This window comes from Cohnella suwonensis (assembly GCF_042655365.1).
In the GTDB taxonomy this organism is placed as follows: domain Bacteria; phylum Bacillota; class Bacilli; order Paenibacillales; family Paenibacillaceae; genus Cohnella; species Cohnella suwonensis.
The window spans coordinates 129,462-151,012 of the sequence record NZ_JBHSMH010000004.1 but is presented as its reverse complement, the minus strand read 5'-3'; the positions used below and the strand labels follow the sequence as shown (position 1 = coordinate 151,012).

Genomic DNA, 21,551 nt, shown 5'->3' with positions numbered 1-21,551 from the left:
TTATGTTAGATAAAGTGCCACAAGATGGCACATAGATAGTTGGAGCAGAGGAGATCGCTTAGAGATGGAACGATGGAACGGATGGTTGGACAAGCTGCGTTGGTTAAACGACGTGAAGATCGCGATTAAGTATTTGACCGTATTGCTGCTGGTCATATTCGTCGCGGTGTGGACGATGAACAGCGTGAGCTTGGGCAGGCTGAAAAGCGAAAGCCTGGACAAGGGAGAGCTGATGGCGCAACAATCGGCGCAGCAGTATGCGGATCGCAACAAGAAGCTGATTACGGACATGACGACGACGTTAGGCATTTATCGCGACGAAGCAATGGCGATGCTCCGCGGAAAGAAGCCGGATCGCGAGTTGTTCTTCTCCGCGATGGGCAATTCGATCGAGGAGAAGAAAGGCGGAGGCCTGCTCAGCTTCTTCACGGCTTGGGAACCGAACGGCTTCGATGGGCTAGACGGGAAGTACGCTTCGGATCCGGCCTACGCGGTGACGAACGGACGCTTCGCGCTGACGGCAGCTTACAACGGGAGTAATGTCGTCCGGTCGCAGATGGCGCCGGGCTTCGAGAAGGAAGAATACTACGTCAAAGTCCAGCAGACAAAGAAGATAACGGCGACGAAGCCCTATTCGACCGGCGACGACAATAATAAGTCGCTCGTATCCACGCTGAGCATCCCGATCGTGAACGACTTCGGGAAGTTTCTGGGCGTCATCGGCGCGACGCTGTCGCTCTCCGACTTGCAGACGAGCGCCGCGGCCGAGCATCCGCTCGGCGGGTACGTGTCGCTCCTGTCGGACGAAGGGATCTACATCGCGAACGGCGGCGACGAGAAATTGCTCGCCCAATCGTTCGCGTCCGACGAATCCGGGAAAGAGGTATGGGACAAGGTCAAGCAAGGGGAATGGCTCCAACGGGGCACCGACGGGCAAGGGATGCAGGTGCTCAGAAGCTTCGTGCCGATCGATATTTCCGAGGAAGAGAAATGGTTCGTTCAGACGGTCATTCCCGTCGCGAACGTCATGAAGTCTTACGACGACGGACAGCGGGAGCTGACGATCTTCCTGTTCTCGACGCTTGCGGTCGTCGGCGTTATCGTCTGGCTGTTGACGAGATACATGATTACGCTTCGCGTGAGCCGGATCTTGCGGGGCATTCGGCAATTGGCGCAAGGTGACTTCACGGGCAAGCTGCGGATGTCGGGCAAAGACGAGTTCGGCCGGATGGCCGAGCACCTGAACGAGACGACGCTTTCGCTGGGCTCGATGATGAAGGCGACGTCGGATTTGGCAATGAATGTCGGCGCGACGTCCGAAGAGCTGACGTCCAGCGCCGAGCAAGTGTCGAAGAGCGCGGAGACGATCTCCCAGGCGATCGAGGAAGTCGCTTCAGGCATGGCGGAACAGAGCGGACAAGCGGAGACTTCGTCGAGACACGTGCAGGAAGTGACGCTCGGCGCACGGAAGATCGCGCAGTCGGCCTCCGTCGTGCTCGGCTTGGCCAACGACGTGAGCGCTCGTACCGAGAAAGGCGATCAGCTGATTCGCCAAGCGGTCGGGCAGATGGACGAGACGAGCCAGTCGATGACGCGATCGACGCAGACGATGGACAAACTTCGGGAACATTCCGAGGAGATCGGAAGTATCGTTGAAATGATCCGCCGAATCAGCTCCCGGACGAACATTCTGGCGCTTAACGCTTCGATCGAAGCTTCCCGCGCGGGCGAGCATGGACGGGGCTTCGCCGTCGTCGCCGCCGAAATCCGCAAGCTGGCGGAACAGACGGGAGACTCGGTGCGCAAGGTCGAGGAGAAGATCGATTCGATCCGCTCGGAGACGCACCGGATGACGGGCGTCATCGCTTCCGCTTCGTCGGAAGTGGAGAAAGGTTCGGCGACGGTCACGGAGAGCGGGCGCCTCTTCGCGGAAATTACGTCGGAGATGAGGTTGGTGCGCTCGCAAGCCGAGGACGTCTCGTCTTCGGTCGAGCAGCTGTCCGCCGGCATCGAGGAAGTGCTGCGTTCCGTCGACAACGTCAAGGAAATCGCCCGCATGTCTACCGACAACGCGAATCACGTGGCCGCCGCCTCCGAGGAGCAGCTGGCGACGATGCAGGAAGTCTCCTCTTCCGCCGGCCATCTCGGCGCGATGGTACAGGAGTTGTTGGACAGGCTTTCAAAGTTTAAGCATTAATGGAACTCAAAAGGCTATCTCCGGGGTCGGAAACGACTTGGAGATAGCCTTTTTGATGGTTGCGAAGTCTGCCGTTTCGGTTAGAGCGCGTTTTAGGTCGCGCGGGCGTTCTTCGCCGCCGATAGCGTCTTGAACAACGCTTTAAGCAGCGGCGGAACCGCGAAGAAGATGAAAAAAGTGCGGAACAACTGATAACAGGTCACGACGGACACGTCGGCGCCGATCTCGTGCGCGATGATGCCCATCTGGTCCATGCCGCCCGGAGACAGGCTGAGCAGCGCCGTCGCGTTCGAGACGGGATGCAGCAACGTCAACAAGTAGCTCAGCCCGCACGCGCCGGCGATGAGCGCGATGCCGCTCAGCACGGCCAGCGCGACGATGCGGGCTTTGTTCGGCAAGTTCTCCGGCTGCAGCATGAGGCCGACGTAGCAGCCGATCATGAGCTGGGCGGCCTGCATGACGGTCGAGGGCAGCACGGGGGCGTGCAAGCCGGCCAGATGCAGAGCCGCCGCGCCGATCAGAGGGGCGAGCAGGAAAGCGGTCGGGAAGTTGATCTTCTTCCCGAGGAGCGCGAGTCCGGTGCAGACGACGGCGTACGGCAAGATGTCGGGAAAAAGGGCGCTCCAGGCGGTCGCCGCCGCTCCGGATGCGGTGGTCGGCACGGTCGCGACGGCGAGCCCGGCCGCATGTTCCGCTCCCGTCAGCGGGCTGAAGATGAGGAGCGGAACGAACACGACGATCATCATGAGCCGCGACACTTGAAGGAAAGCGACGACGGTCAGATCGATGCCCTTCGTCTCTTCGGCTAGCGCGACCATCTGGGTAAGGCCTCCCGGGATGCTTCCCGTCAGCGCGGTCGGGAATGATACCCCGCCCAGCTTGGCGATCGCGTAAGCGATCATCGCGCAGAAAAGAAGAAGCAGCGAAGTAAGCAGCGCCATCGACGGAAGCTGACCGGCGATGACGCGGAGCGCCTCGTGCGTGAACGATAAGCCGATCGCGTAGCCGACGATGATCAGTCCCGCGTTGCGAAGCGAGCCCGGCCAGATCAGCTTGGCCGAGGGGGCCAGGCGGGAGACGAAGCAGGTGCCGATCATCGGCCCGAGAAGCCAGGGGATCGGCATATGGATCAAAGTGAACAAGTAACCGGAAGCGAGAGCGATCAGAAGCGTAAGCGCATAGCGGATGCCGGGATGCGAAAGTGCGGTATTCGGCATCAGTCCGCTTGCGCCTGCGCCGCCAGCTCCGCGATTCGTTCGTTCTCTTGTCCCCGGTAGATGCCGCCATGGAAACAGACGACCGTCTCGATGTCGTAAGCGGCCAGCTTGCCGAGGGGGCGAAGCGCTTCGTTCATGTTCGGCGTGAAGCCGGGATTGGGTCCCATGAGTTGGTCCCCTTGGACGACCATGGCATCGGCGGGTATCGTGCCGAGAATCATGTCGACGCGATCCGCGGGAACTTTAATCATCGGCCGATGGCCATTGACGACGTCCTTATCCGCTTCGTGCACGTATACGTCGAGGCGATCGCCGCCCGGGGCGGCCGGAAAATGAGGCAGGCTTCCGATAGGGTCGAGGTCGTTATGGGTGAAGACGATCGCTTGAAGCCGATCGGGCGATAGGCCCGCATCCTGCATGGCGGCGACGATCAGATCGAGGAAGTCGGGCAAGCCCGCGTCGACCAGAACGACGGATCGTTCGTCGTAGAGCGCCGAGGGATGGTAGGGAGGGCCGCCGTTCGACGGAGCGATAACGAGCACTTCGAGACCTTCTGCGATTTTCATGGAGCATCCTCCTCGGTTTTGATAGATTAACATCGAATAGATTCACGATACTCCCGCGGAGTCGCCGGAGTCAAATGGGGTGACGGATTACAGAAGACGGAGGAGTGAACACGATGCCGCGGCATCGCAAAAAAGACCGATTCCCGCGGTGGGAACCGGTCTTTAGGCGCTCGGAAAGCGAAATAAGGCCCTCCCAGGCCGCCAATCGCGTCGCCTGCCCGGGTGCCGTCAAAATAACGTCTTGCCGGCCGCTCACGCGTTCGCTCATTAAATCACGTTCGGCACGCTCACGTTCGGGTCTACGTCGGCTTCGTAGTCGACGCCGTCCGTCTCGAAGCCGAACAGCTGGAAGAATTCCCGGCGGTAGCCTTCGAGATCGCTCAGCTCGAAGATGTTGTCGCTCGTGATCGCGTCCCAGATGCTGGCGACTTCTTGTTGGACGTCGTCGCGGAGCTCCAAGTCGTCGATCCGGATACGACCGACTTCGTCCAGAGGGACGATACCGTCCGCGGCGTACAAGCGCTCGGAGAAGAGGCGGTAAGTCTGCTCGACGCAGCCTTCGTGAATGCCTTTCTCCTTCATGACCTTGTACAGGGCGGAAATATAGAGCGGTACGACGGGAATCGCCGAGCTCGATTGGGTCACGAGCGCTTTGCTGACGGTCACGTAAGCGCGGCCGCCAGTGGCGCCGAGCTCCTCGTTCAGCTTCCGGGCCGTCGCTTCGAGATGGTCCTTCGCTTGTCCGATCGAACCGTCGCGATAGATCGCCTGCGTAATCGTCGATCCGATATAAGAATAAGAGATCGTCGTCGCGTTGTCGGCGAGAACGCCGCCTTCGCGGAGCGCGTCGATCCACAACTGCCAATCGTCGCCGCCCATGACGTCGACCGTGTGGCGGATTTCTTCCTCCGTCGCCGGCTCGAGCGTAATGTCGGTGACGACGCCGTCGTGGAAGTTGACCGTTTTGTTCGTGTAAGGCTTGCCGATCGGCTTCAGCACCGAGTTGGACGTCTCGCCCGTGACGGGATTCGTGCGGCGGGCGGAAGCGACGCTATAGACGACGAGGTCGACTTGGCCCAGCTCCTTGCGGATCAGCTCGATCGCTTTTTGCTTCGTTTCGTCGGTGAATGCGTCGCCCGTCACGCTGAACGAACGAAGGCCGGCTTGTTCGGCGGCTTTCTCGAAAGCGGCGGAGTTGTACCAGCCCGCGGAAGCGGTCCGTCCCCCGGAGCGTTCGCCTTGGCGGTAGATGCCGACGGTAGCCGCTCCCGCGCCGAACGCGGAGACGATACGCGCCGCGAGGCCGTATCCGGCCGAAGAGCCGACGACGAGCACTTTGCTCGGGCCCCCCGCGATGGGCGGGTTCGATTTGACGTAGTCGATTTGTTGTTGAACTTGTTGGGCGCAGCCTTCCGGATGCGCGGTCGTGCAGATGAAGCCGCGAGTTCTCGGTTTGATGATCATCTTCGTTTTCCCTTCTGAGCTGGAAAGCTGTCGTTTGATGGTCGTCCGGTTGCAGACATTATGTCTATAATACCGATTTTTCTCCAAAACGGAAACCGTCCCGGCGAACGCTCTATTATAATTAAGAGAAGTTGGGCATTCTAGTAAGAGAGTTACTAGGGTCAACAGTTCTCCGCAAGGCGGAAGAAAGGCAAGGCATACGCCGAAAATGAATAAAAACAATCAAGCCAATGCCGTCGCCGGAACGAGACCGGGAACGAGATCGGCGGCCGCGCGCCGCGGCATGCCGGGTTGGGCCGCGCTTGCCGCTCTGGCCGGATTCGTCATCGCGGCGGCGGTCGCGCAGAACGCCCATCCGTTGCAACGCAGCGTTCCGCTAGACTGGTTCAAGGAAGTGCCGCCCGTGACGGGGCTTCACCCCGCCGTCGCCGCGGGAAGGGATAAGCTCGTCGCGCAAGCGGCCAAGATCGGCATCAAGGTCGCGATTACGGACGAATTCAGAAGCTCGCAAGAGCAAGACGCGCTATATCGTCAAGGACGCGGCGACGGCGGCGCCATCGTGACGAAAGCGAAGGGCGGAGAATCGTATCACAATTACGGCCTCGCCATCGACTTCGCGTTACGCACGCCCGCGGGCAAAGTGATCTGGGATATGGAATACGACGGCAACCGCAACGGCCGCGCCGATTGGCTGGAAGTCGTGGCGATCGCCAAGAAACTGGGGTTCGCTTGGGGCGGGGATTGGACAAGCTTCAAAGATTACCCGCACTTGCAGATGGACTTCGGCTATTCGATCCGCGATCTGCAGAACGGCTGGCGTCCTCCGGCTCAAGGGTAGCGCAACGGCGGAAGAACGACCTATCCGGTCGAATCTTCCGCCATGCCGCGCTTGCCACCGATCCGTCGATTTCTCGCCATCGTTTCGTCAATCCTTCGATCGGATACATTCCATGGTTCCCTTATACTGGATGTGAACGATACCGGTTAAAGGGGATGAAGCGATTGGTCATTCGTAAGCTTAGGTTGCAACGGTCGACTTTCTGGTCACTTGGCGTCCTTTTGTTTATCTTGGCGGCGGATATCGCCGCGATTCGCTCGTTCCCGAAGGGCGGGTACGAGTCCATTCTCGTTTACGCTTTTCTGATCGACTTCATGCTCGTCGTTCCGTTTCTGTATTGGCTCTTGTTCATGCGCCGCCGGGGCAAGCCTATCAAGAAAGCCCTTCTATTGCCGCTGTTCGGTGCGGTCGCGGCGTGGTTCGTGCTTCCCGCGCAGAGAAGGCATCTCGTGACGGACGTCGCGTGGTGGATCGAGCTTGCGATCTTCGCCTTGGAGCTTGCGGTGCTGTACGCGGAAGCCCGGCTCGTCATCAAGCTCGTCCGAGCGTTCCGGCAGGCCAGGCGCGAACGACCCGATACCGCCGAAGCGCTTCGGGTTGCCGTGCACGGGGGCATCGGCCGAGGCCGGATGCCGTCGTTCGCGCTCCATGACGCGACGCTGCTCTACTATTTATTATTCTCCTGGCGCAGGAAGAGGCCGGTCGCGGACGGCGTAATGACGTTTTCCTACCATAAGGAAACGCATCAAGCGTTATATTGCGGAATTTTCACGAAGATCATTGCTTTGGAAGGGATCTTCACGCACCTGGTCGTTGCGGATCTGACGACGGCGTGGCTGGCGTGGATCGTGACCGTTGGGGATTTGTGGCTGCTCGCTCTTATCTGGGGAGACTATCGCGCTTCCGTCCTGCAACCGGTCAAGCTGGCGGGCGACGTGTTGACGATCCGTTATGGCATGCGCATCCAATCGGATATCCCTATGTCCCGAATTGCCGAAGTGTCCGTCGCCAGGGAGTATCGCGTGTACGACAAAGAGCACGGAACGAAGGCCACGCCGGTTCTCGGCACGGCCAACGTGCGCATCAAGTTGATGGAGCCGACGCGCGCGGAAGGCCTCTTGTTCCAGCCGCGCGCCGTCGACGTCGTCTATTTGGCGCTGGACGACCCGCACGCCTTCAAGAAGGCGTGCGATTCCGCCGTCCCAAGCGCTTAGGAAAAACCGAATATAAAGAAGCCGAAGCAAGCGGCGTTGAGCAGGAACGTGACGGCCGCGGCGATCAGCAAGCCTTGGAGGAAGCCGGTGCGACGGCGGAACGCGATGGCGAGCGGCAGCACGTAGAGAACCTGGGTGATGCCGATGACGATCGCGGCCGGGAGGAAAACGAACGCGACGACGACATGCAGGCCGATGCAACCGAAGAAGCCGAGCGCGAAGTCTTTGCCATGGCCGTTCTTGTTCGCGGAGCGGGGGTCGCCGTTCATCCTACAATCCCCCTCGTCCTGCGGATATTTCCAAGCGGAGCCGTTCAAGCTCCGCCTCTTTGCCGTCCCGGTAGAACAGATTGTACGTGTCGAACGGGATGATCCGGCCGTCGGGATGGACGATGTGCACGCACGATTTCTTCACCGACCGGACGTCGAGATCGCGCGCGTCCATGAATTTCATGATGATGACCCGGAAGACGTTATCGTAGGAGATCGGCTCGGGAACTTGCAGCAGAGGCAGGCAGCAGAGCAATTGCTTCAGCGACAAGGCGGAGGAGTCGGGAGAGTGCGCGGTCGAAAATAAAGAGAACAGCCGTTTCTTCAGCTCGGGATCCTGTTCGAACACGATCGTGCTACGGGTTCCTTCGAGCAGCGTCTCGGGCGGAATAAGGCCGGTCAGCGGAATGACGTCGTCTCCGAGCTTCAGCGCGTAGCCCATCGCCAAGCAGTCGGGGTGGCAGGGGACCGGAAGCAGGTCGTCTTCGGCGAACAGGTCGGATTGATCCAGAATCCCTTGCCGGACTTCGCTTAACGTGAGGCGGTCGGTGCCGGCGCTGAAATCTTCCGTGCGGCCGGCTTCCTGGATCGGCTGGAACGTGACGCCGCGAACGGCGCGCTGCCGGACGGCATATTTCAGAATGTCGCCGATCTCGCGGTCGTTGCGCCCTTTTTTTAACGTGACGACAAGCGTCGTGGACAGATTGAACTCGTTCAGATGTTCGATCGCCCGCCTGCGCACCTCCCGCAAGTCCGCCCCGCGCAGCTCCATCAGCGTGTCGCGTTCGAAGCTGTCGAATTGCAAATAGATTTCGAAGCCGGGCATGTAGGAGGCAAGCCTCTGGACGAATTCCCGGTCTTGGGAGATGCGGATGCCGTTCGTGTTCACCATGAGGTGCTTGATCGGCCTCTCTTTGGCGGCATCCAATATCGCGAAGAAGTCGGGGTGGAGCGTCGGTTCGCCCCCGCTGATCTGCATGACGTCCGGCTCTCCCTCGTTGGCGACGACGGCGTCCATCATGAACTCGATCTGCTCGAGCGATCGGTAGGCTTCCCGATGCGGAGAAGAATCGGCGTAGCAGATCGGACATTGCAGATTGCAGCGGTCCGTCACTTCGATGATCGACAGGCAGCTATGCTGCTCGTGATCGGGGCACAGACCGCAATCGTAAGGGCAGCCGTAACGGATCGGCGTGTTCCACCGAAGAGGCATTTCGCCCGGCTTGATGAAGGCGCGGCTTCTTTGGTAGTATGCCAAGTCCGAGGACAGCAATACCTTCTCCCGGCCGTGCCGCATGCACGTCTTCAGCATGTATACCTTGCCGTCCTCGGCGACGATTTTCGCTTCGACTTTGCGGTAACACGTCGAGCAGATGCTGTTCGTCAGATCAAGGAATAAATAGGGCCTAACTTTTTCCGGCATATGCGCTTTCCTCCCCGCGGATTCTCGTGAAAAGCCATGGAACGACGAGCCAAAGGTAATAAGCCAAGCCTGCGAGGCACGCGAGCTGCACGTTATTGAGGCCGAGGAAGGGGTGCGGCGTCGGCTTGATGAAATCGACGGCGAAGCGGAAGCTGAGGTAACCGGTCATGAACAGTTGGAAAATCGCCCCGTCCGGCAGAGGCGCCGTCCCGCGGCGATTCGACGCCGCGCGGGTCCGCGCTAACAGTAGCGCCCATACCCCGAGGAAGACGATCTCGTACAGCTGGGTCGGATGCCGGGGAACGCCGTCGCCGAAATCGACGCCCCATGGCAGAGCCGTCGCCGTTCCGTACGTATGGTCGCCCAAGCCGGACAGGAAACACCCGATTCTGCCGATCGCCATCGCCGCCATAAGCGGGAATGCCATATCGTCGCCCGTCGATTGCGTAATGCCGAGCCGTTTCTTCGTCCATTCCACGGCGATCAGTCCGCCGAGCAAGCCGCCGACGATCGATTTGCCCGCCATCAGGAACACGAGGTCGTCCGCGCGCTTCAGCGTAAGGGCGGGATCTTCCAGCCAGTACAGCGCCTTGGAGCCGACGGCGGCGCCTAACGCCGCGGCGACGATGATCCACAGCGCATGGACGGCCGGAAGACGTTCCTTGCGACGGGTCCATACGTACAGACGAAACCCGATGAAATAAGCCAAAAACTCGAATACGGGATGGGGATGCAGCTTCCAGGGGCCGATCGGCAAGTAAACGGGGAAAGACGCGAGCATGTCCAAGGAGCAGCCTCCTTCGATGCGTGGGATTGCTTGCCATTACCATTCCAAGACCGGAGTCCGGCCTTGCGCGAGCGTATGAGCCGAACATGGGCGCTCCAAGACCGGAATCCGGCCTTGCGCAAGCGTTGGAGCCGAACATGGGCGTTCCAAGACCGGAATCCGGCCTTGCGCGGGCGTACGAGCCGAACATGGGCGCTCCTGGACCGGAATCCGGCCTTGCGCGAGCGTTCGAGCCGAACATGGGCGCTCCTGGACCGGAATCCGGCCTTGCGCACGCTTCCATGTCGTGGGATTGTTTTCTATTATAGCAAACGATAGGGTGGGAGGAAGGGCGAAATCGGCTGTCGAATGCCCTTCTTCTGAACAAGTCGGGGAAACGAGGGAGGGAAGGCGGAATAGGTTATAAGGACGTTCCGATTTTCTCCAATTCGGATTCGAAGTAAGCTTTGAGCTCGGCGTTTTTCTTCTCGTCGGTCAGATCGACCTTCGCGCCCAGGAACGTCTCGACGAACGTTTCCCACGTCTGGAACTTCTTCTGGTTGCGCATCATCCGCACCGCATTCTTGACGAAGCGGCGTTCCTTGGAGTTGGAAAACTGGTCTTTGAACTGCTGCTTCAGCCCGAGATCGAGATGCTCGGCCACTTTGCGGAACACTTCCGCGGTCATGCGGGCGTCGCCCAGCGCGCGGTGCGCGGAACCTTCGGCGGGAATGCCGAGCTCGGCCACGGCCGCTTCCACGCTGACGTCGTTGGTCACGTTTTTGTATCGCAAATATCCTTTCAGCAGGTCGTAGTAGTACGCGCCCGTCCAGAAAGAATCATCCAGCTTATGCATGCGCGTATCGAAGACGATGCGCTTCAAGTCCTCTCCGCCCCAAGTGAACAGCAGGAACTCGTCGCTGCGGCTCAGCCAGTCCTCGAAATCACCGATGACTTTCGGAAAACCGTCCGCGATATCGATTTCTTCCTGAGGGATCCCGGTTTTCTTTTTAATGAACGAATTCAGCTTGGAGAAATAAACCGGCTTGATCAAGGACGAGAATTCGTCCACGTGATTCAGAGTGGAGTCCAGTCGCACTGCGCCGATCTCAATGACTTCCATCGGTAGCTCGCTGGCGAACTTGCGTCCGTTAAATTCGATATCCAGAATAATATAGTCCAATTGCATAACCTCGCATGGCAGAGTTTAAGTTGTTCTTCGTAAGGAAATTCATGCTGATTATAGCAGTTGCTGCATTTCTATGCACGTCGAGTCGGCCGTGAAGATTACCTCTGGAATTGTTAATGCAGATGGTTTATGATGGAAATAAAAATAAAATGAAACTTAGTTCCATCAGATGAAACTATCTAGCGAAAAGGAGCAGAGAATATGAGCATTGCGGTCGAATTCATGGGAATAGATCATGTTCAATTAGCGGCTTACTCCGGCTGCGAGCCCGAAGCGAGGGAATTCTATGGAGACTTGCTTGGTTGGACGGAGATACCGAAGCCGGCAGCTCTGGCGGGGCGGGGCGGAGTCTGGTTTCAATGCGGAGCCCATCAGGTGCACATCGGTGTGCAGCAGAACTTCGCGCCGGCTATGAAGGCGCACCCAGCCTTCGAAGTTCGGAACCTCGATATCCTGAGGGAACGCTTCATCAAGCATCATATCGGCGTCATCGACGATCGGGCAAGGGAAGACGAAGACGTGCGGCGGTTCTATGTGGACGATCCGTTCGGCAACCGACTCGAATTTCTGGAATGGGGGACTAGACGATGAACAGCAAGGAGCGTTTTTCCAGTCGGGTCGATAAATATACGAAATACCGTCCGACTTACCCGAAGGAAGCGATCGATTATCTCTATGAAGAGGTAGATCTTGGCGAATCCTCGAAAGTGCTGGATGTCGGAGCGGGAACGGGAATATTCTCCCGCCTGTTGCTCGAGAGGGGGACCTCCGTTACGGCGGTTGAGCCGAACGCGGACATGAGGGAAGTGGCCGTATCGGCCTCTAGAGGAGATCCGAATTTCCGCGCGGTCGCCGGTTCGGCAGAAGAGACGGGGATGCCGGAGCATTCCTTCGACGCGATCGTCTGCGCGCAGGCCTTCCATTGGTTCGACCGGAGAGCCTCGCAGGTTGAATTCCGAAGAGTGCTGAAGCCGGGCGGCAAAGCGATTCTGATCTGGAACACGAGAGTGACGGAGGGAACCCCCTTCTTGGAAGGTTATGAGAAGCTGCTTCATGACTTGGGTACCGACTACGGCAAGGTGAACCACCGTAACATTACCCGCGAGATGCTGGAATCGTTTTTCCGTCCGGGAACGCTTCGGGAAGCTTGCTTTGCCATCAGCCAGTTATTCGATTTCGACGGATTAAAGGGGCGCTTGCAGTCTTCCTCGTATAGCCCCGAGCCCGGCCATCCGAATTACGAGCCCATGATGAAGGAACTGAGGAAGCTGTTCGATCGGAACGAGCAAGAGGGTTCCGTGAGCTTCGATTACGTCACGGAAGTATTCTGGGGCGAAGTATAACGAGGAACGCGGAATTACCGCCCGCAATCTTGCGAAACGATGGGTCGTCTAAGCTTCAAAGGGGTAAGTACCGATGAGAATAAGGATGCTTTTACCGGTAGCGATCATCGCGCTTGCCATGCTGCTATCGGCCTGCGGGAACGACACGAAGCCCGTCGGATCTGCCGCGGGTGAGGCAAGTCCCTTCTCGGTTCTTCAAGAGTCGGCGCACAAGCAAGTCGACGGGCAATTCGGAGACGGGAATCGGTTAACCGTTAGCGATGAAGATCTGATCTGGCGGATTATCAACGACCTGAGGGAAATGGACTACCGGAAGATCGAGGTTCCAGACCGGGTCGGTCAGAACTTCGTTATTCGGATCGTGGATAACGGCAAGGAATTTGAATATAATAGCACCGGCTACCTAAGCGTGGACGATAAGCTCTACGGGGCGGGGGACCAAGCGAGGATCGACCGGATCAATGATTACGTCGTCGATTACGGACGGCTAACCATCCCCGGACTGCTAGGGGAGGATTCTTGACGGAATTTAACGGACCGAAGGAGCACGCTCATGAAGTTTGGATTCGACATCGACGATACACTGCTTAATCTCAGAGAGCATGCTTTTAAGATTTATAACGCAAAACTCGGCAGGGATGTCGGCATCGATGTCTTCCGGTCCCTAACGACCATTCCCGTTCATGACGCTTTCGGGCTGACGGTGGAAGAAGGACGGGAGCTGTGGAATGCCCATCGCGACGAGATTTATTATTCCGCGCCTCCCTTCGACGAAGCCGTCGAGGTATTGCAAGAGCTTGTGAAACAAGGTCATGAGGTCTATTACGTGACCGCGAGAACGGCCGAGCATTGCGAGAGAACGAAGAACGTGATTGAGAAAGCGGGCTTCCCCGTAGAAGAAGGACGCTTCTATTGCGGAATGGCCGATCTGGAGAAAGCGAACATCATCGGCAAACTCGGATTGGACTATTACTTCGACGACAAGCCGGTCGTGCTCGGGACATTGGAAGGGTTGGAGCTTCACGTATATGCCAAGGACAATTCGTACAATCGGCATCTGACGATTCCGAGAATCGTGAACTGGAGCGAGTTATTGGATATTATCAAGACGTAGTTATTGCGTTAAGCGTTCGTTCCTGGACCGATGTAGAGCTCTCGGCTCGCATCGAAGGATTCGAAGAGCTCGAAGCCTATGCGTTTATAATTTCTCGGCGATGTAGGAGACGTTCGCTTTGGCTTGTCCTTGATTGGGAACGAATAGCAAGGGCAGTCGGCTATATGGCTCCATCAAGATCGGCAGCATACGAGTCTCAACCGGCATGTCGATCACTCCTTCACTCCGCGAGCGGGTATCGGTACAGTATATGAGGGAGTGTCGGGTTAGAGAACATGCGCTACCTTCGGGAAAAGGGTTATAATGGTAAAAATAGAACGGCGCGGAGGCATGCCGAAATGGAATGGAACTATTACGATACGTTCATCGAAGCGGCGGCGGATTGTCCGGCCGAGAGGGGAACCGTTCCTCCCGGGAAGAAGAGCGGCAGGACGAAGCCGGAGATCGAGTTCGATCTTCTGTTCGACCGGCCGTACGAATTTACGCAAGAGGATGTCCTGTTCGAGACGCACGTCCGTCACAAGGGATTTCCGGCGGAAGAGCTGGCCGCGCGGAGGGAGGAGCTGCGCGCCGCCTTCTTCGGGAAGCCGCAAGCGTGCATGCGGGCGTCCATGCTGCCCAAGAAATACGGCTGGGGCCTGCACTTCAACGCCGAAGGCAAAGTCGCGCTCGTCGCCAAGGAGTCGCCCGAGTACGACGCCTACGCTAGCGGAGCGAGGGACGGCGTCCGGGTGCTGAAGGCGATGCGCAATAGCCGGGCGAAGTAGCGCGGCGCGGGCTCTTGCGGTGTACGTTAGCCGATAAGGATCGAACTAACGTAATAAGCCTCGAAGAACTGGCTATCGAGCCGTCCTTCGAGGCTTATTCTTATTCTGCAGGTTTCTTCTCCAGCGAGAAGGTCGATTCCGCGTTTTCAGAACCTGCCGCCGTTGCGGCGATTTGCTCTTCTGCCGTCATGGCGACCTCTACGTCAGGCTCTTCGCCGACCGCCGCGGCCGCGGCTTCCGCCGTCGCTATTCGCGAGCTCAAGGCATGCCGCAATCCTCGCGCGATTTGCAGGCAGATCACGAGGAAAGCGGAGAAGAGGACGACGTCGAGCGCGTTCGCGAGCAGAACGACCCGTTCGTCGGGCACCTCCTGCTTGTTCGCGTATCGGGTAATCGAATTGGAGATCCAGATGATCAGCGTCAGCGGAACGGCGAGGTTACCGACGATTCGGCCCTGCGCGCTCGAGGTCGGCAACGACCGCATCGAGTTTCCGATCCTCAAGAAAGTGGAAGGGATACCGTAGAAGAGGTTGAATACCGGCACCATGACGCAAGCGAGCGCGCCTCCGGGACCGCGCGAATGGTTCGGGTACAGCGACTTCATATCGACGTGCACCCGGTAGATCCACACCAAGAACACGATCAAGTTAATGATGAAGAGGACGATTCTCACGATCCGCGCGAAATTGTCCGCGTTATAAGCGTAGTCCCAGTAGGCGTCCATATCGATCACGTAAACGAGGGTCGCCAGCATGCGGACCGCCGCGACGACGATCAAGGCGATTAGCATCAATTTCAGGATATTCGAAGTCAGTTCGGAATAAAGTTTCATGGCGCGATTCATTCCTCTCGGCGATAAGTTATAAAGTGTCTAGAAAATCCAAAGCGTCTTCCATCGTATCGACCGGCACGACCCGCAGCGTCAATTGGAGCTCGCGCGCGACCTCCTCGGCTTCTTCCTCGTTGCTTAATCCGACGTATTCCCAGTCTTCCTTGTCCTTCGGAACGAAGAAATAGTCCGCCCCGAATTTCTCCGCGGTCCGCAGCTTATCGCGGATGCCGCCGACCGAGCCGACCGTATGGTCGTATTCGATCGTCCCCGTTCCGGCGATGACGTAACGTCCGCCCTGCGAGAAGTCCTCTCCGCGCGTCTCTTCGACGAGTCCGAGGGAAACCATCAGACCGAGAGAGTCTCCATAATATCCCGAAGCCTGCTCGACGAGCTCGTCCAAGCGGGATTGGAACGCATCCTCTTCCGCGTATCCTTCCGTCTCGTCCTCGGCCGAGGTGAGCGCGTTCAGTATCGTATCGTCCCGGGCTTCTTCGCCGTAGTCCAGCATTTCTTCCATTTCCTCGAAGGCGGAAGCGTCGGTCCGCTCGAATTCCGCATCCGGGTAGGCTTGCTTCGCGTTCCAGCGTTCGATCCAATTGCGGGCGACGCCTTCGTTAACGTAGACGAACCGCACGCTGCCCTCGATGCCGAGATCCCGGACGGGGACGAGCTTGCCCATGGCGGAGAACGTATAGTAGCGAGGCATGAACAGCAGGGTCGCGATACCGATGGCCAGAGCGAGGAACGCGCCGACGATGACGTATTCGGGTCGTATCCGTTTGCGTTTGTTCGTGGTGGCTGGAGTCGAGTTCAATGTGGTACCGTCCATTCTCGGAAAATATTCCATTCGTTAAGGGTACTGGAATTCGACGGAAGCCGTCCGATCTCCTTCTTCGCGATCGCCGCAATCGGCCGAAATTCGACAAAATTAACACAAAGCGGACCCAGGGTTGATCTCCGATTAAAATTTTCCATCTACAGTTAGGCTATGGCAGACTGACTCTATGGGAGGAAACCCGCATGGCCGTAATCGCGAAGGTGTTCGGCAAGATCGGCGGAATCGCTTGGCTACGTTCGATTCATCATCAATATTTGCTCGTGTTCATGACGGCGATCGTCGCGATTCTGATCGCGATGACCGCCGTCAGTTATTCGTTCTCCCGCGGCTTGATCGGGGACGGCGTGCAGGACAAGCTGCGCGGGGAGACGCACCGCTACGCGAACGACATCCATAGCCGATTGTTGTCCGCCGCTCTGACCCCGCGCGCGCTCGCTCCCGTCGCGGAGGCGAACGGCACGTTAGGACCGAATATCGAGTTCTCGGCCCCCTACTTGGACGAGGTTTCGGGAATGGCGATGACCAAGGCGTCGGTGCCGTACTTCGACGATTCGGGAGCTCCCCTCGGCGTCGCGGAGACGACGATCGCGCTCGACGGACTTCAGCAATACGTCGCGGCTTTGCCGGTCGGACGCAACGGTTCGGCCTTCCTCATCGGCGGGGACGGCTTGGTCGTCTCGATCAAGGATTACGAGAAGAACATGAAAGAAAAGTTGACCGAGGACGATAACGCCTCTCTGGCCCGCTTGGCGGTGCGCATGCTCGCGACGGCCGCGACGGCCGATTCGGATGCGTTCAGCGCCGGAGAAGCGGCGGAGAGCGAAGCTCCCGCGGCATCCGAGGCCAGCGAGGCCGTCGAATCGGCGGCATCGGACGATGCGGTAGCCGCAAATGTCACGGAAGCCGATGCGGGAGAAGAAACCGCCCCGGATGCCGATGCCGGCGAAGATACGGAAGATGCGCTCGGCGATCTCGGACTGGAGATCGATCTCGATGCCGAGGGGGATGCCTCCGCTTCGGAAGCGCCGGAGGATGCGGTCGTATCCGAGGGTAAAAACGCGAATGAGGAAGGTTCTTCCGCTGCGACGGACGCGGTCGTATCGGATTTCCAAGCCGGAGAGGGTTCCCCTTCCAAGCTGAGCGAGGGGGAGGGGACTTACAAGAAATCAGGCCGAACGATGCGCGTCTATTACGCGACCGTTCCGGATACGGGCTGGATGCTCGCGCTCTCGATTCCGGAGAGCGAGCTGTACGGACCGCTGTTCAAGCTGTTCGAGGAACTGGGCTTGATCGTCATCGCGGCATGCGCCGTCGTTGCTTTATTGGCTCATCTATTTAATCGGTTTATCCTTAACGGCGTGAACGAAATCGATCGGTTAGCCGTCGCGATGTCGGAAGGGGACTTCACGAAGCGAGCGCGCCTTCGTTCCGGCAACGAGCTCGAGCGGCTCGGGGAGCGGTTCAACCGCACGCTGGACGGGCTATCCGAAGCGCTCGAAGGAATAAGCCGTTCGGCTCGGTCGATGTCCGTTCAAGCGGCGCAGATGCAGGGGAGCGCGGAGGAGACGACGAAGGCGGCGGTAGAGATCGCGGGCGCCATCCAGAGCGTCTCCGCGAGCGCGGAACGCGAAGCCCTTATCGTGCAAAGCTTCCAAGACGTCGCGCAGAGCGTGCTGGAACAGGCGAAAGAGGTTCATGCCGGAACGGAGCGCATGACGGAGCTCGCCGCGGGCGCGGGCAAAGCGACCGAGGGCGGTAATAAGTCGTTGGCCGAAGTGGTCGGGCAGATGGACGTCATTCACGGCTCCGTGCAGGCGTCGTCCGACCACGTCATGAAGCTGAAGCATCACTCCGCGGCCATCGACGAGATCGTGGCGTTCATTACGTCGATCGCCTCGCAGACGAGCCTGCTGTCGCTGAACGCCGCGGTCGAAGCGGCGAGAGCCGGGGAAGCGGGCCGGGGCTTCTCGGTCGTGTCTTCGGAAATCCGCAAGCTGGCGGAGCAATCGTCCCGCGCGGCGGGAGAGATTAGCGGCTTGCTCGCCGCCATTCAAGAAGCGATCGCTTCGGCGGCGCTCGCGATGGAGGCCGGGACGGCATCGACGGAAGCGGGAATGGGGCTTGCCCGGGGAGCGGGAAGCGCGTTCGGCGATATCGGAGAGCGCATCGGCAAAGTGTCGCGGCAGGCCGAAGCCGTCAACGACGCGGTCGGACGGATCGGGGAGAACGCGAAAGGGATGACGACGGCGGCGCGGGATCTGCTGCAGCTCGCCTCGAGGAACGCCGCCGACTCGAGCACGATCGCGGCCGCGGCGCAGCAGCAGAACGCTTCGATGCAGCAAGTCGCCGCGGCGGCGGCGGAGCTTGCGGGCTTGACGAACGAGCTGCGCGACCAAGTCAGGCCGTTCCGGCGCTAATCGAAACTTGCGAACGTACGGCTTCGGTATCCCTAAGGAACGCCGAAGCCGTTTGCCTTCAATCATGTTAAAATAAGGATATGACTAGGAATGGCCGCATGGACCGTGGAGTGGGATTTGCGGGGCAGGGAGCCTTACGTGCAGAAGGTACTCTCGCATCCGAACGTGAATCTCGTGTTCGAGGAAGGGAAAACGAGAATACGGCATCTGGGACAAGACGTCCGCGCAGGCGCTGGAAGGCGAAGGCCGGGTACTCGCGCTGAAATTCAACCCTGGCGGATTTTATCCGTTCTGGGGACGACCGCTATCGACGCTGACGGAGCGCAGCATCGGGGCCGAGGGCGTTTTCGGGGAAGCGGTGCTGGCCTTGGAGAAGGAAATGTTGGCAGCGGACGATCTATCCGGGCAAGTCGGCCGCATGGATCGGTTTCTGTTAGACAGGCTTCCGGTGGCGGACGCCAACGTCAGCTCGTGAACCGGATCATCGCGACGTTGGCCGGGGAACGGGATATCGTGAAGGTGGAGCAGCTCGCCGAACGGATCGAGAAGGAAACGGACATCGATTGGGCCGGACTGTCCGTCGAGATGGGGTATTACGACCAGGCCCATCTGATCCGGGATTTCAAAGCGGTGTTGGGCAAATCTCCCGAGGAGTATGCTCGCGATCTTTAACTCAATCAATATTTAAGGCCGTGCAACAATGCGAATGTCGCGCTCGCCGCAATCGGAAGCGGCGAAATCGAGCAGCCGGTTGCCTTCCGCGAGCAGCTCGTCTTGTTCTTGCCCGGTCGCCTGCCGAAACAGCTCGACGGACAACGTCGCGGCGCCTTTTGCCCGCTCGATTTTCCATATGCCGGCCACGAAGCCGTCCAGCAGAACCGATGAACGGATAATGCCGTTAACCGTGAAAATCCTTTTGCGATGGGTCTCGGAAATGATTCTGGAGCGCTGGGCGTGAGAGAGCAGCAGGTTGTCGAATTCGGCGATATAGCGTACGGGCGCAGGTGCGTTCTCGTCCGGCAACGTGGCATCGGCCAGATCGAAGAGTTCCCGTCCGTCCTCGCTCCGATAGATTCTTAGACGAGGAAGCATTCGGCGAAACGCTTCGTACAGCTTCGTCTGCCCGGACCAAGCTTGCATGTCCTTGACGGAAGCGGGGCCATAGGCGGCCAAGTAGCGTTCGACGAGCCATTCCTCGTCGCGGCTCCGATCAAGCGGAGCGCCGAACCAAGCTTCCGCGCTCGCGTGGGTCGCCTGTCCGCTTTCGCCCCAAAGTCCGCGAGGCGGAATCTGCACGAGCGGCACGAAAGTACGCACGGCGTAAGAGAGCGCATGCTTGTCCCTTCCTGTCCACGGCTTCAACTCCGCAAGCGCCGACTCAAGCTCGGCGAACGTGCGGGGACGCTCGTCCACGAGCGCGCGTCCCGCCGACGCCAGCTCGGAGAGGTCGAGACCGGCCACTTCTTGGCCGTAGTTCCCTTTGAACTGGCGCTCGAGCACGGGCTGGATGAGCGGACGCAGCGCCAAGCAGTCCCGGGCCGAGACGAGATGAATCGTCGAACGCATAAGCGCGATTCTCGTCGCTTGGCGGGACCGGATCAGCTCCGAAAGCTCGGCATGAGAGAAATGCTCCAATCGGCTATGCAAGCCGTAATAGGGAGGGTTGGGCGCTTGCGCCTGCATGCCGACGAGATGCTCCATCGCTTCGAGAGCGGACATCGGACTGCGCCGGAGCAACAGTTGCCGCTCGAGCAAGGCGCGGTTAAGCGCGCGATCGGCGAGCACCTGGATGCCGGCCGGAGGAGTCGGGGACATAAGATCACCTATCCGATCATGGAATGATAGATTAAGCATAACAAAAAAAGGACCGCGAGACGACGCGATCCTTCGAATGAACCGGTGCGACCGCGGTCGACCGGAGTGGTGCTCCCTCTTGCGATGAAAAACATCACAACAGCGCCCTCATATGCGAAAAACGAGCGCGGTGCGATGAAAAACATCGTAAGGGCCTACGTTTGCAGGCCGGAGGAAGAAGTGCTGCTCGCGAATGTCGTCCTACTTCATGATCATGACGGGCACGGAGGCGTGGAGGATGACGTTGTGGCTGACGCTGCCGACCATGAATTCCCGCAGCGAGCTTAAGCCGCGGCTGCCCATCGCGATCAGGTCGCAACCGTTGCCGTTCGCGTAATCGACGATCGCTTCCGCGGGGGAGCCGGCGAGAATGACGACTTGCACGTCGTGGAGGTCGCCCGTCTTTTCTTTGACTTTGTCGATGACGGCATCGCCGTGTTCTTTGACCTGTTCCTTATAGACGTCGGGCTGCACGAACGTTATATCCGAGATGACGACGGGCTGGAGATTGACGACGTGGGCGACGGACAGCTTGGATGCGGCGCCGATCCGGACGAGCCGAATCGCCTTATCCAGCGCGTGTTCCGCAGGAGCGGAGCCGTCGTAGGGGACAAGAATATGTTCGAAAATCATGAAAGTAGCCTCCAATTCGCGATATACTTCATCATTGCCACTTTGGAGGCGCGAATAAACCCGGCGAGATCGCCGGGCATCGAATCGGAGGATGAAACATGAGCGTTACGCCTACGCATCGCCCGAAGCTGGATATTCCCGTTAGCCCGTCGGAGAGAGCGCTTCGGCTCGCGGGCTGGCTCTTGCTGATCGGCACGTTCGTCTACGTCGGCATAAGTTGGGTAGATCTGCCGTCGCGCGTTCCGATGCATTTCAACGGACGCGGGGAGATCGACGGTTGGGGCAGCAAATGGACGCTATGGATCGTTCCCGTCATCTCCGCCATTCTCTTTATCGGTCTGAATCAGCTATCGAGAATTCCCCATAAGTTCAACTACCCCGTCGCGATCACGGCCGACAACGCGGCATTCCAGTATGCGCTGTCCCGACGCCTTCTCGCATGGGTGAATCTCGAGATGGTCGCCATATTCGCTTTCGTCGCGTGGGTGCCCGTTCATGCCGCCGAAGGGGGAGGAGACGGCATCGGACCATGGTCGGTGCTTGTCATCCTCGCCGTTATCATAGGCACGCTGGCGATCTATATGGTTCGGGCGTTCAAGGGGCGTTGAAG

The 21,551-nt window shown here is 59.0% G+C and carries 24 protein-coding genes; 12 read left to right on the top strand and 12 right to left on the bottom strand.

What is annotated here, in order from left to right; genetic code table 11:
• The first annotated feature begins 64 nt into the window (after positions 1-64).
• Complete coding sequence (locus ACFPPD_RS01870) at positions 65-2,197, top strand: methyl-accepting chemotaxis protein (protein ID WP_209747199.1); 2,133 nt, start codon at positions 65-67, stop codon at positions 2,195-2,197.
• Between the two features lie 92 nt (positions 2,198-2,289).
• On the opposite strand, the gene ACFPPD_RS01865 is transcribed toward ACFPPD_RS01870, so the two are convergent.
• From ACFPPD_RS01865 to fabV, 3 genes are all read right to left on the bottom strand, one after another.
• Positions 2,290-3,414, bottom strand: a complete 1,125-nt coding sequence (locus tag ACFPPD_RS01865; RefSeq protein ID WP_209747201.1) for an AbrB family transcriptional regulator — start codon at positions 3,412-3,414, stop codon at positions 2,290-2,292.
• On the bottom strand, positions 3,414-3,980 hold the full coding sequence (locus ACFPPD_RS01860; RefSeq protein WP_209747203.1) for an MBL fold metallo-hydrolase: 567 nt from the start codon (positions 3,978-3,980) through the stop codon (positions 3,414-3,416). Before ACFPPD_RS01860 ends, ACFPPD_RS01865 begins: the two co-directional genes overlap by 1 nt.
• 267 nt (positions 3,981-4,247) lie before the next feature.
• Complete coding sequence (gene fabV / locus ACFPPD_RS01855; protein ID WP_209747205.1) at positions 4,248-5,444, bottom strand: enoyl-ACP reductase FabV; 1,197 nt, start codon at positions 5,442-5,444, stop codon at positions 4,248-4,250.
• 208 nt (positions 5,445-5,652) lie between these two features.
• On the opposite strand from fabV, the gene ACFPPD_RS01850 reads away from it, so the two are divergent.
• Positions 5,653-6,282, top strand: coding sequence for a M15 family metallopeptidase (locus tag ACFPPD_RS01850; protein WP_378081130.1), 630 nt, complete (start codon positions 5,653-5,655; stop codon positions 6,280-6,282).
• Positions 6,283-6,446: 164 nt separating this feature from the next.
• Positions 6,447-7,496: a hypothetical protein gene (locus ACFPPD_RS01845; RefSeq protein WP_209747207.1), complete on the top strand. Its 1,050-nt coding sequence runs from the start codon at positions 6,447-6,449 to the stop codon at positions 7,494-7,496.
• Here the strand turns inward: ACFPPD_RS01845 and ACFPPD_RS01840 are convergent.
• Genes ACFPPD_RS01840 through ACFPPD_RS01830 form a run of 3 tightly spaced genes read right to left on the bottom strand, consistent with a single transcriptional unit; the run spans position 7,493 to position 9,969 of the window.
• Positions 7,493-7,765 carry a hypothetical protein gene (locus ACFPPD_RS01840; RefSeq protein ID WP_209747209.1) on the bottom strand — a complete coding sequence of 91 codons (273 nt, stop codon included), beginning with the start codon at positions 7,763-7,765 and terminating at the stop codon, positions 7,493-7,495. The genes ACFPPD_RS01845 and ACFPPD_RS01840 overlap by 4 nt on opposite strands.
• 1 nt (position 7,766) lies before the next feature.
• Positions 7,767-9,188, bottom strand: coding sequence for a radical SAM protein (locus tag ACFPPD_RS01835; RefSeq protein ID WP_209747212.1), 1,422 nt, complete (start codon positions 9,186-9,188; stop codon positions 7,767-7,769).
• Positions 9,172-9,969 (bottom strand): prolipoprotein diacylglyceryl transferase, encoded by a 798-nt coding sequence (locus ACFPPD_RS01830; RefSeq protein ID WP_209747404.1) that lies wholly within the window; start codon positions 9,967-9,969, stop codon positions 9,172-9,174. The genes ACFPPD_RS01835 and ACFPPD_RS01830 overlap by 17 nt, the downstream gene beginning before the upstream one ends.
• 92 nt (positions 9,970-10,061) lie before the next feature.
• Between ACFPPD_RS01830 and ACFPPD_RS01825 the strand changes: the two genes are divergently transcribed.
• Positions 10,062-10,283 (top strand): hypothetical protein, encoded by a 222-nt coding sequence (locus ACFPPD_RS01825; protein WP_209747214.1) that lies wholly within the window; start codon positions 10,062-10,064, stop codon positions 10,281-10,283.
• Positions 10,284-10,375: 92 nt separating this feature from the next.
• Here the strand turns inward: ACFPPD_RS01825 and ACFPPD_RS01820 are convergent, their stop codons facing one another.
• A complete protein-coding gene (locus tag ACFPPD_RS01820; RefSeq protein ID WP_209747216.1) occupies positions 10,376-11,137 on the bottom strand; it encodes a 3'-5' exonuclease in 762 nt (253 codons plus the stop codon).
• A gap of 207 nt (positions 11,138-11,344) precedes the next feature.
• On the opposite strand from ACFPPD_RS01820, the gene ACFPPD_RS01815 reads away from it, so the two are divergent.
• The 4 genes from ACFPPD_RS01815 to ACFPPD_RS01800 all read left to right on the top strand — a co-directional run bounded on the left by ACFPPD_RS01815 (position 11,345) and on the right by ACFPPD_RS01800 (position 13,600).
• Positions 11,345-11,734 (top strand): VOC family protein, encoded by a 390-nt coding sequence (locus ACFPPD_RS01815; RefSeq protein WP_378081127.1) that lies wholly within the window; start codon positions 11,345-11,347, stop codon positions 11,732-11,734.
• Positions 11,731-12,486: a class I SAM-dependent methyltransferase gene (locus tag ACFPPD_RS01810; RefSeq protein ID WP_209747218.1), complete on the top strand. Its 756-nt coding sequence runs from the start codon at positions 11,731-11,733 to the stop codon at positions 12,484-12,486. Before ACFPPD_RS01815 ends, ACFPPD_RS01810 begins: the two co-directional genes overlap by 4 nt.
• 73 nt (positions 12,487-12,559) lie before the next feature.
• Positions 12,560-13,009, top strand: coding sequence for a hypothetical protein (locus ACFPPD_RS01805; protein WP_209747221.1), 450 nt, complete (start codon positions 12,560-12,562; stop codon positions 13,007-13,009).
• Between the two features lie 30 nt (positions 13,010-13,039).
• Positions 13,040-13,600 (top strand): 5' nucleotidase, NT5C type, encoded by a 561-nt coding sequence (locus ACFPPD_RS01800; protein ID WP_209747223.1) that lies wholly within the window; start codon positions 13,040-13,042, stop codon positions 13,598-13,600.
• A gap of 84 nt (positions 13,601-13,684) precedes the next feature.
• On the opposite strand, the gene ACFPPD_RS01795 is transcribed toward ACFPPD_RS01800, so the two are convergent.
• On the bottom strand, positions 13,685-13,807 hold the full coding sequence (locus ACFPPD_RS01795; RefSeq protein WP_378081124.1) for a hypothetical protein: 123 nt from the start codon (positions 13,805-13,807) through the stop codon (positions 13,685-13,687).
• A 131-nt stretch (positions 13,808-13,938) separates the two neighbouring features.
• Between ACFPPD_RS01795 and ACFPPD_RS01790 the strand changes: the two genes are divergently transcribed.
• A complete protein-coding gene (locus ACFPPD_RS01790) occupies positions 13,939-14,367 on the top strand; it encodes a DUF6157 family protein (protein WP_209747225.1) in 429 nt (142 codons plus the stop codon).
• Between the two features lie 100 nt (positions 14,368-14,467).
• On the opposite strand, the gene ACFPPD_RS01785 is transcribed toward ACFPPD_RS01790, so the two are convergent.
• Both ACFPPD_RS01785 and ACFPPD_RS01780 read right to left on the bottom strand, forming a co-directional pair.
• Complete coding sequence (locus ACFPPD_RS01785; protein ID WP_209747227.1) at positions 14,468-15,199, bottom strand: DUF4328 domain-containing protein; 732 nt, start codon at positions 15,197-15,199, stop codon at positions 14,468-14,470.
• Between the two features lie 28 nt (positions 15,200-15,227).
• Positions 15,228-16,028, bottom strand: a complete 801-nt coding sequence (locus ACFPPD_RS01780; protein ID WP_209747229.1) for a hypothetical protein — start codon at positions 16,026-16,028, stop codon at positions 15,228-15,230.
• 191 nt (positions 16,029-16,219) lie between these two features.
• Here ACFPPD_RS01780 and ACFPPD_RS01775 point away from each other — a divergent pair, with 191 nt between their 5' ends.
• Both ACFPPD_RS01775 and ACFPPD_RS26985 read left to right on the top strand, forming a co-directional pair.
• Positions 16,220-18,454 carry a methyl-accepting chemotaxis protein gene (locus tag ACFPPD_RS01775; RefSeq protein ID WP_209747231.1) on the top strand — a complete coding sequence of 745 codons (2,235 nt, stop codon included), beginning with the start codon at positions 16,220-16,222 and terminating at the stop codon, positions 18,452-18,454.
• 90 nt (positions 18,455-18,544) lie between these two features.
• The gene (locus ACFPPD_RS26985) at positions 18,545-19,126 is read left to right on the top strand and encodes a hypothetical protein (protein ID WP_209747233.1); all 582 of its coding nucleotides are present in this window, start codon (positions 18,545-18,547) and stop codon (positions 19,124-19,126) included.
• 12 nt (positions 19,127-19,138) lie between these two features.
• Here ACFPPD_RS26985 and ACFPPD_RS01765 read toward each other — a convergent pair whose 3' ends face one another.
• Together ACFPPD_RS01765 and ACFPPD_RS01760 are read right to left on the bottom strand one after the other, a co-directional pair.
• On the bottom strand, positions 19,139-20,269 hold the full coding sequence (locus tag ACFPPD_RS01765) for a winged helix DNA-binding domain-containing protein (RefSeq protein WP_209747235.1): 1,131 nt from the start codon (positions 20,267-20,269) through the stop codon (positions 19,139-19,141).
• A 240-nt stretch (positions 20,270-20,509) separates the two neighbouring features.
• Positions 20,510-20,941 (bottom strand): universal stress protein, encoded by a 432-nt coding sequence (locus ACFPPD_RS01760; protein WP_209747237.1) that lies wholly within the window; start codon positions 20,939-20,941, stop codon positions 20,510-20,512.
• Positions 20,942-21,039: 98 nt separating this feature from the next.
• Between ACFPPD_RS01760 and ACFPPD_RS01755 the strand changes: the two genes are divergently transcribed.
• A complete protein-coding gene (locus ACFPPD_RS01755; RefSeq protein ID WP_209747239.1) occupies positions 21,040-21,549 on the top strand; it encodes a DUF1648 domain-containing protein in 510 nt (169 codons plus the stop codon).
• Positions 21,550-21,551: the final 2 nt, after the last annotated feature.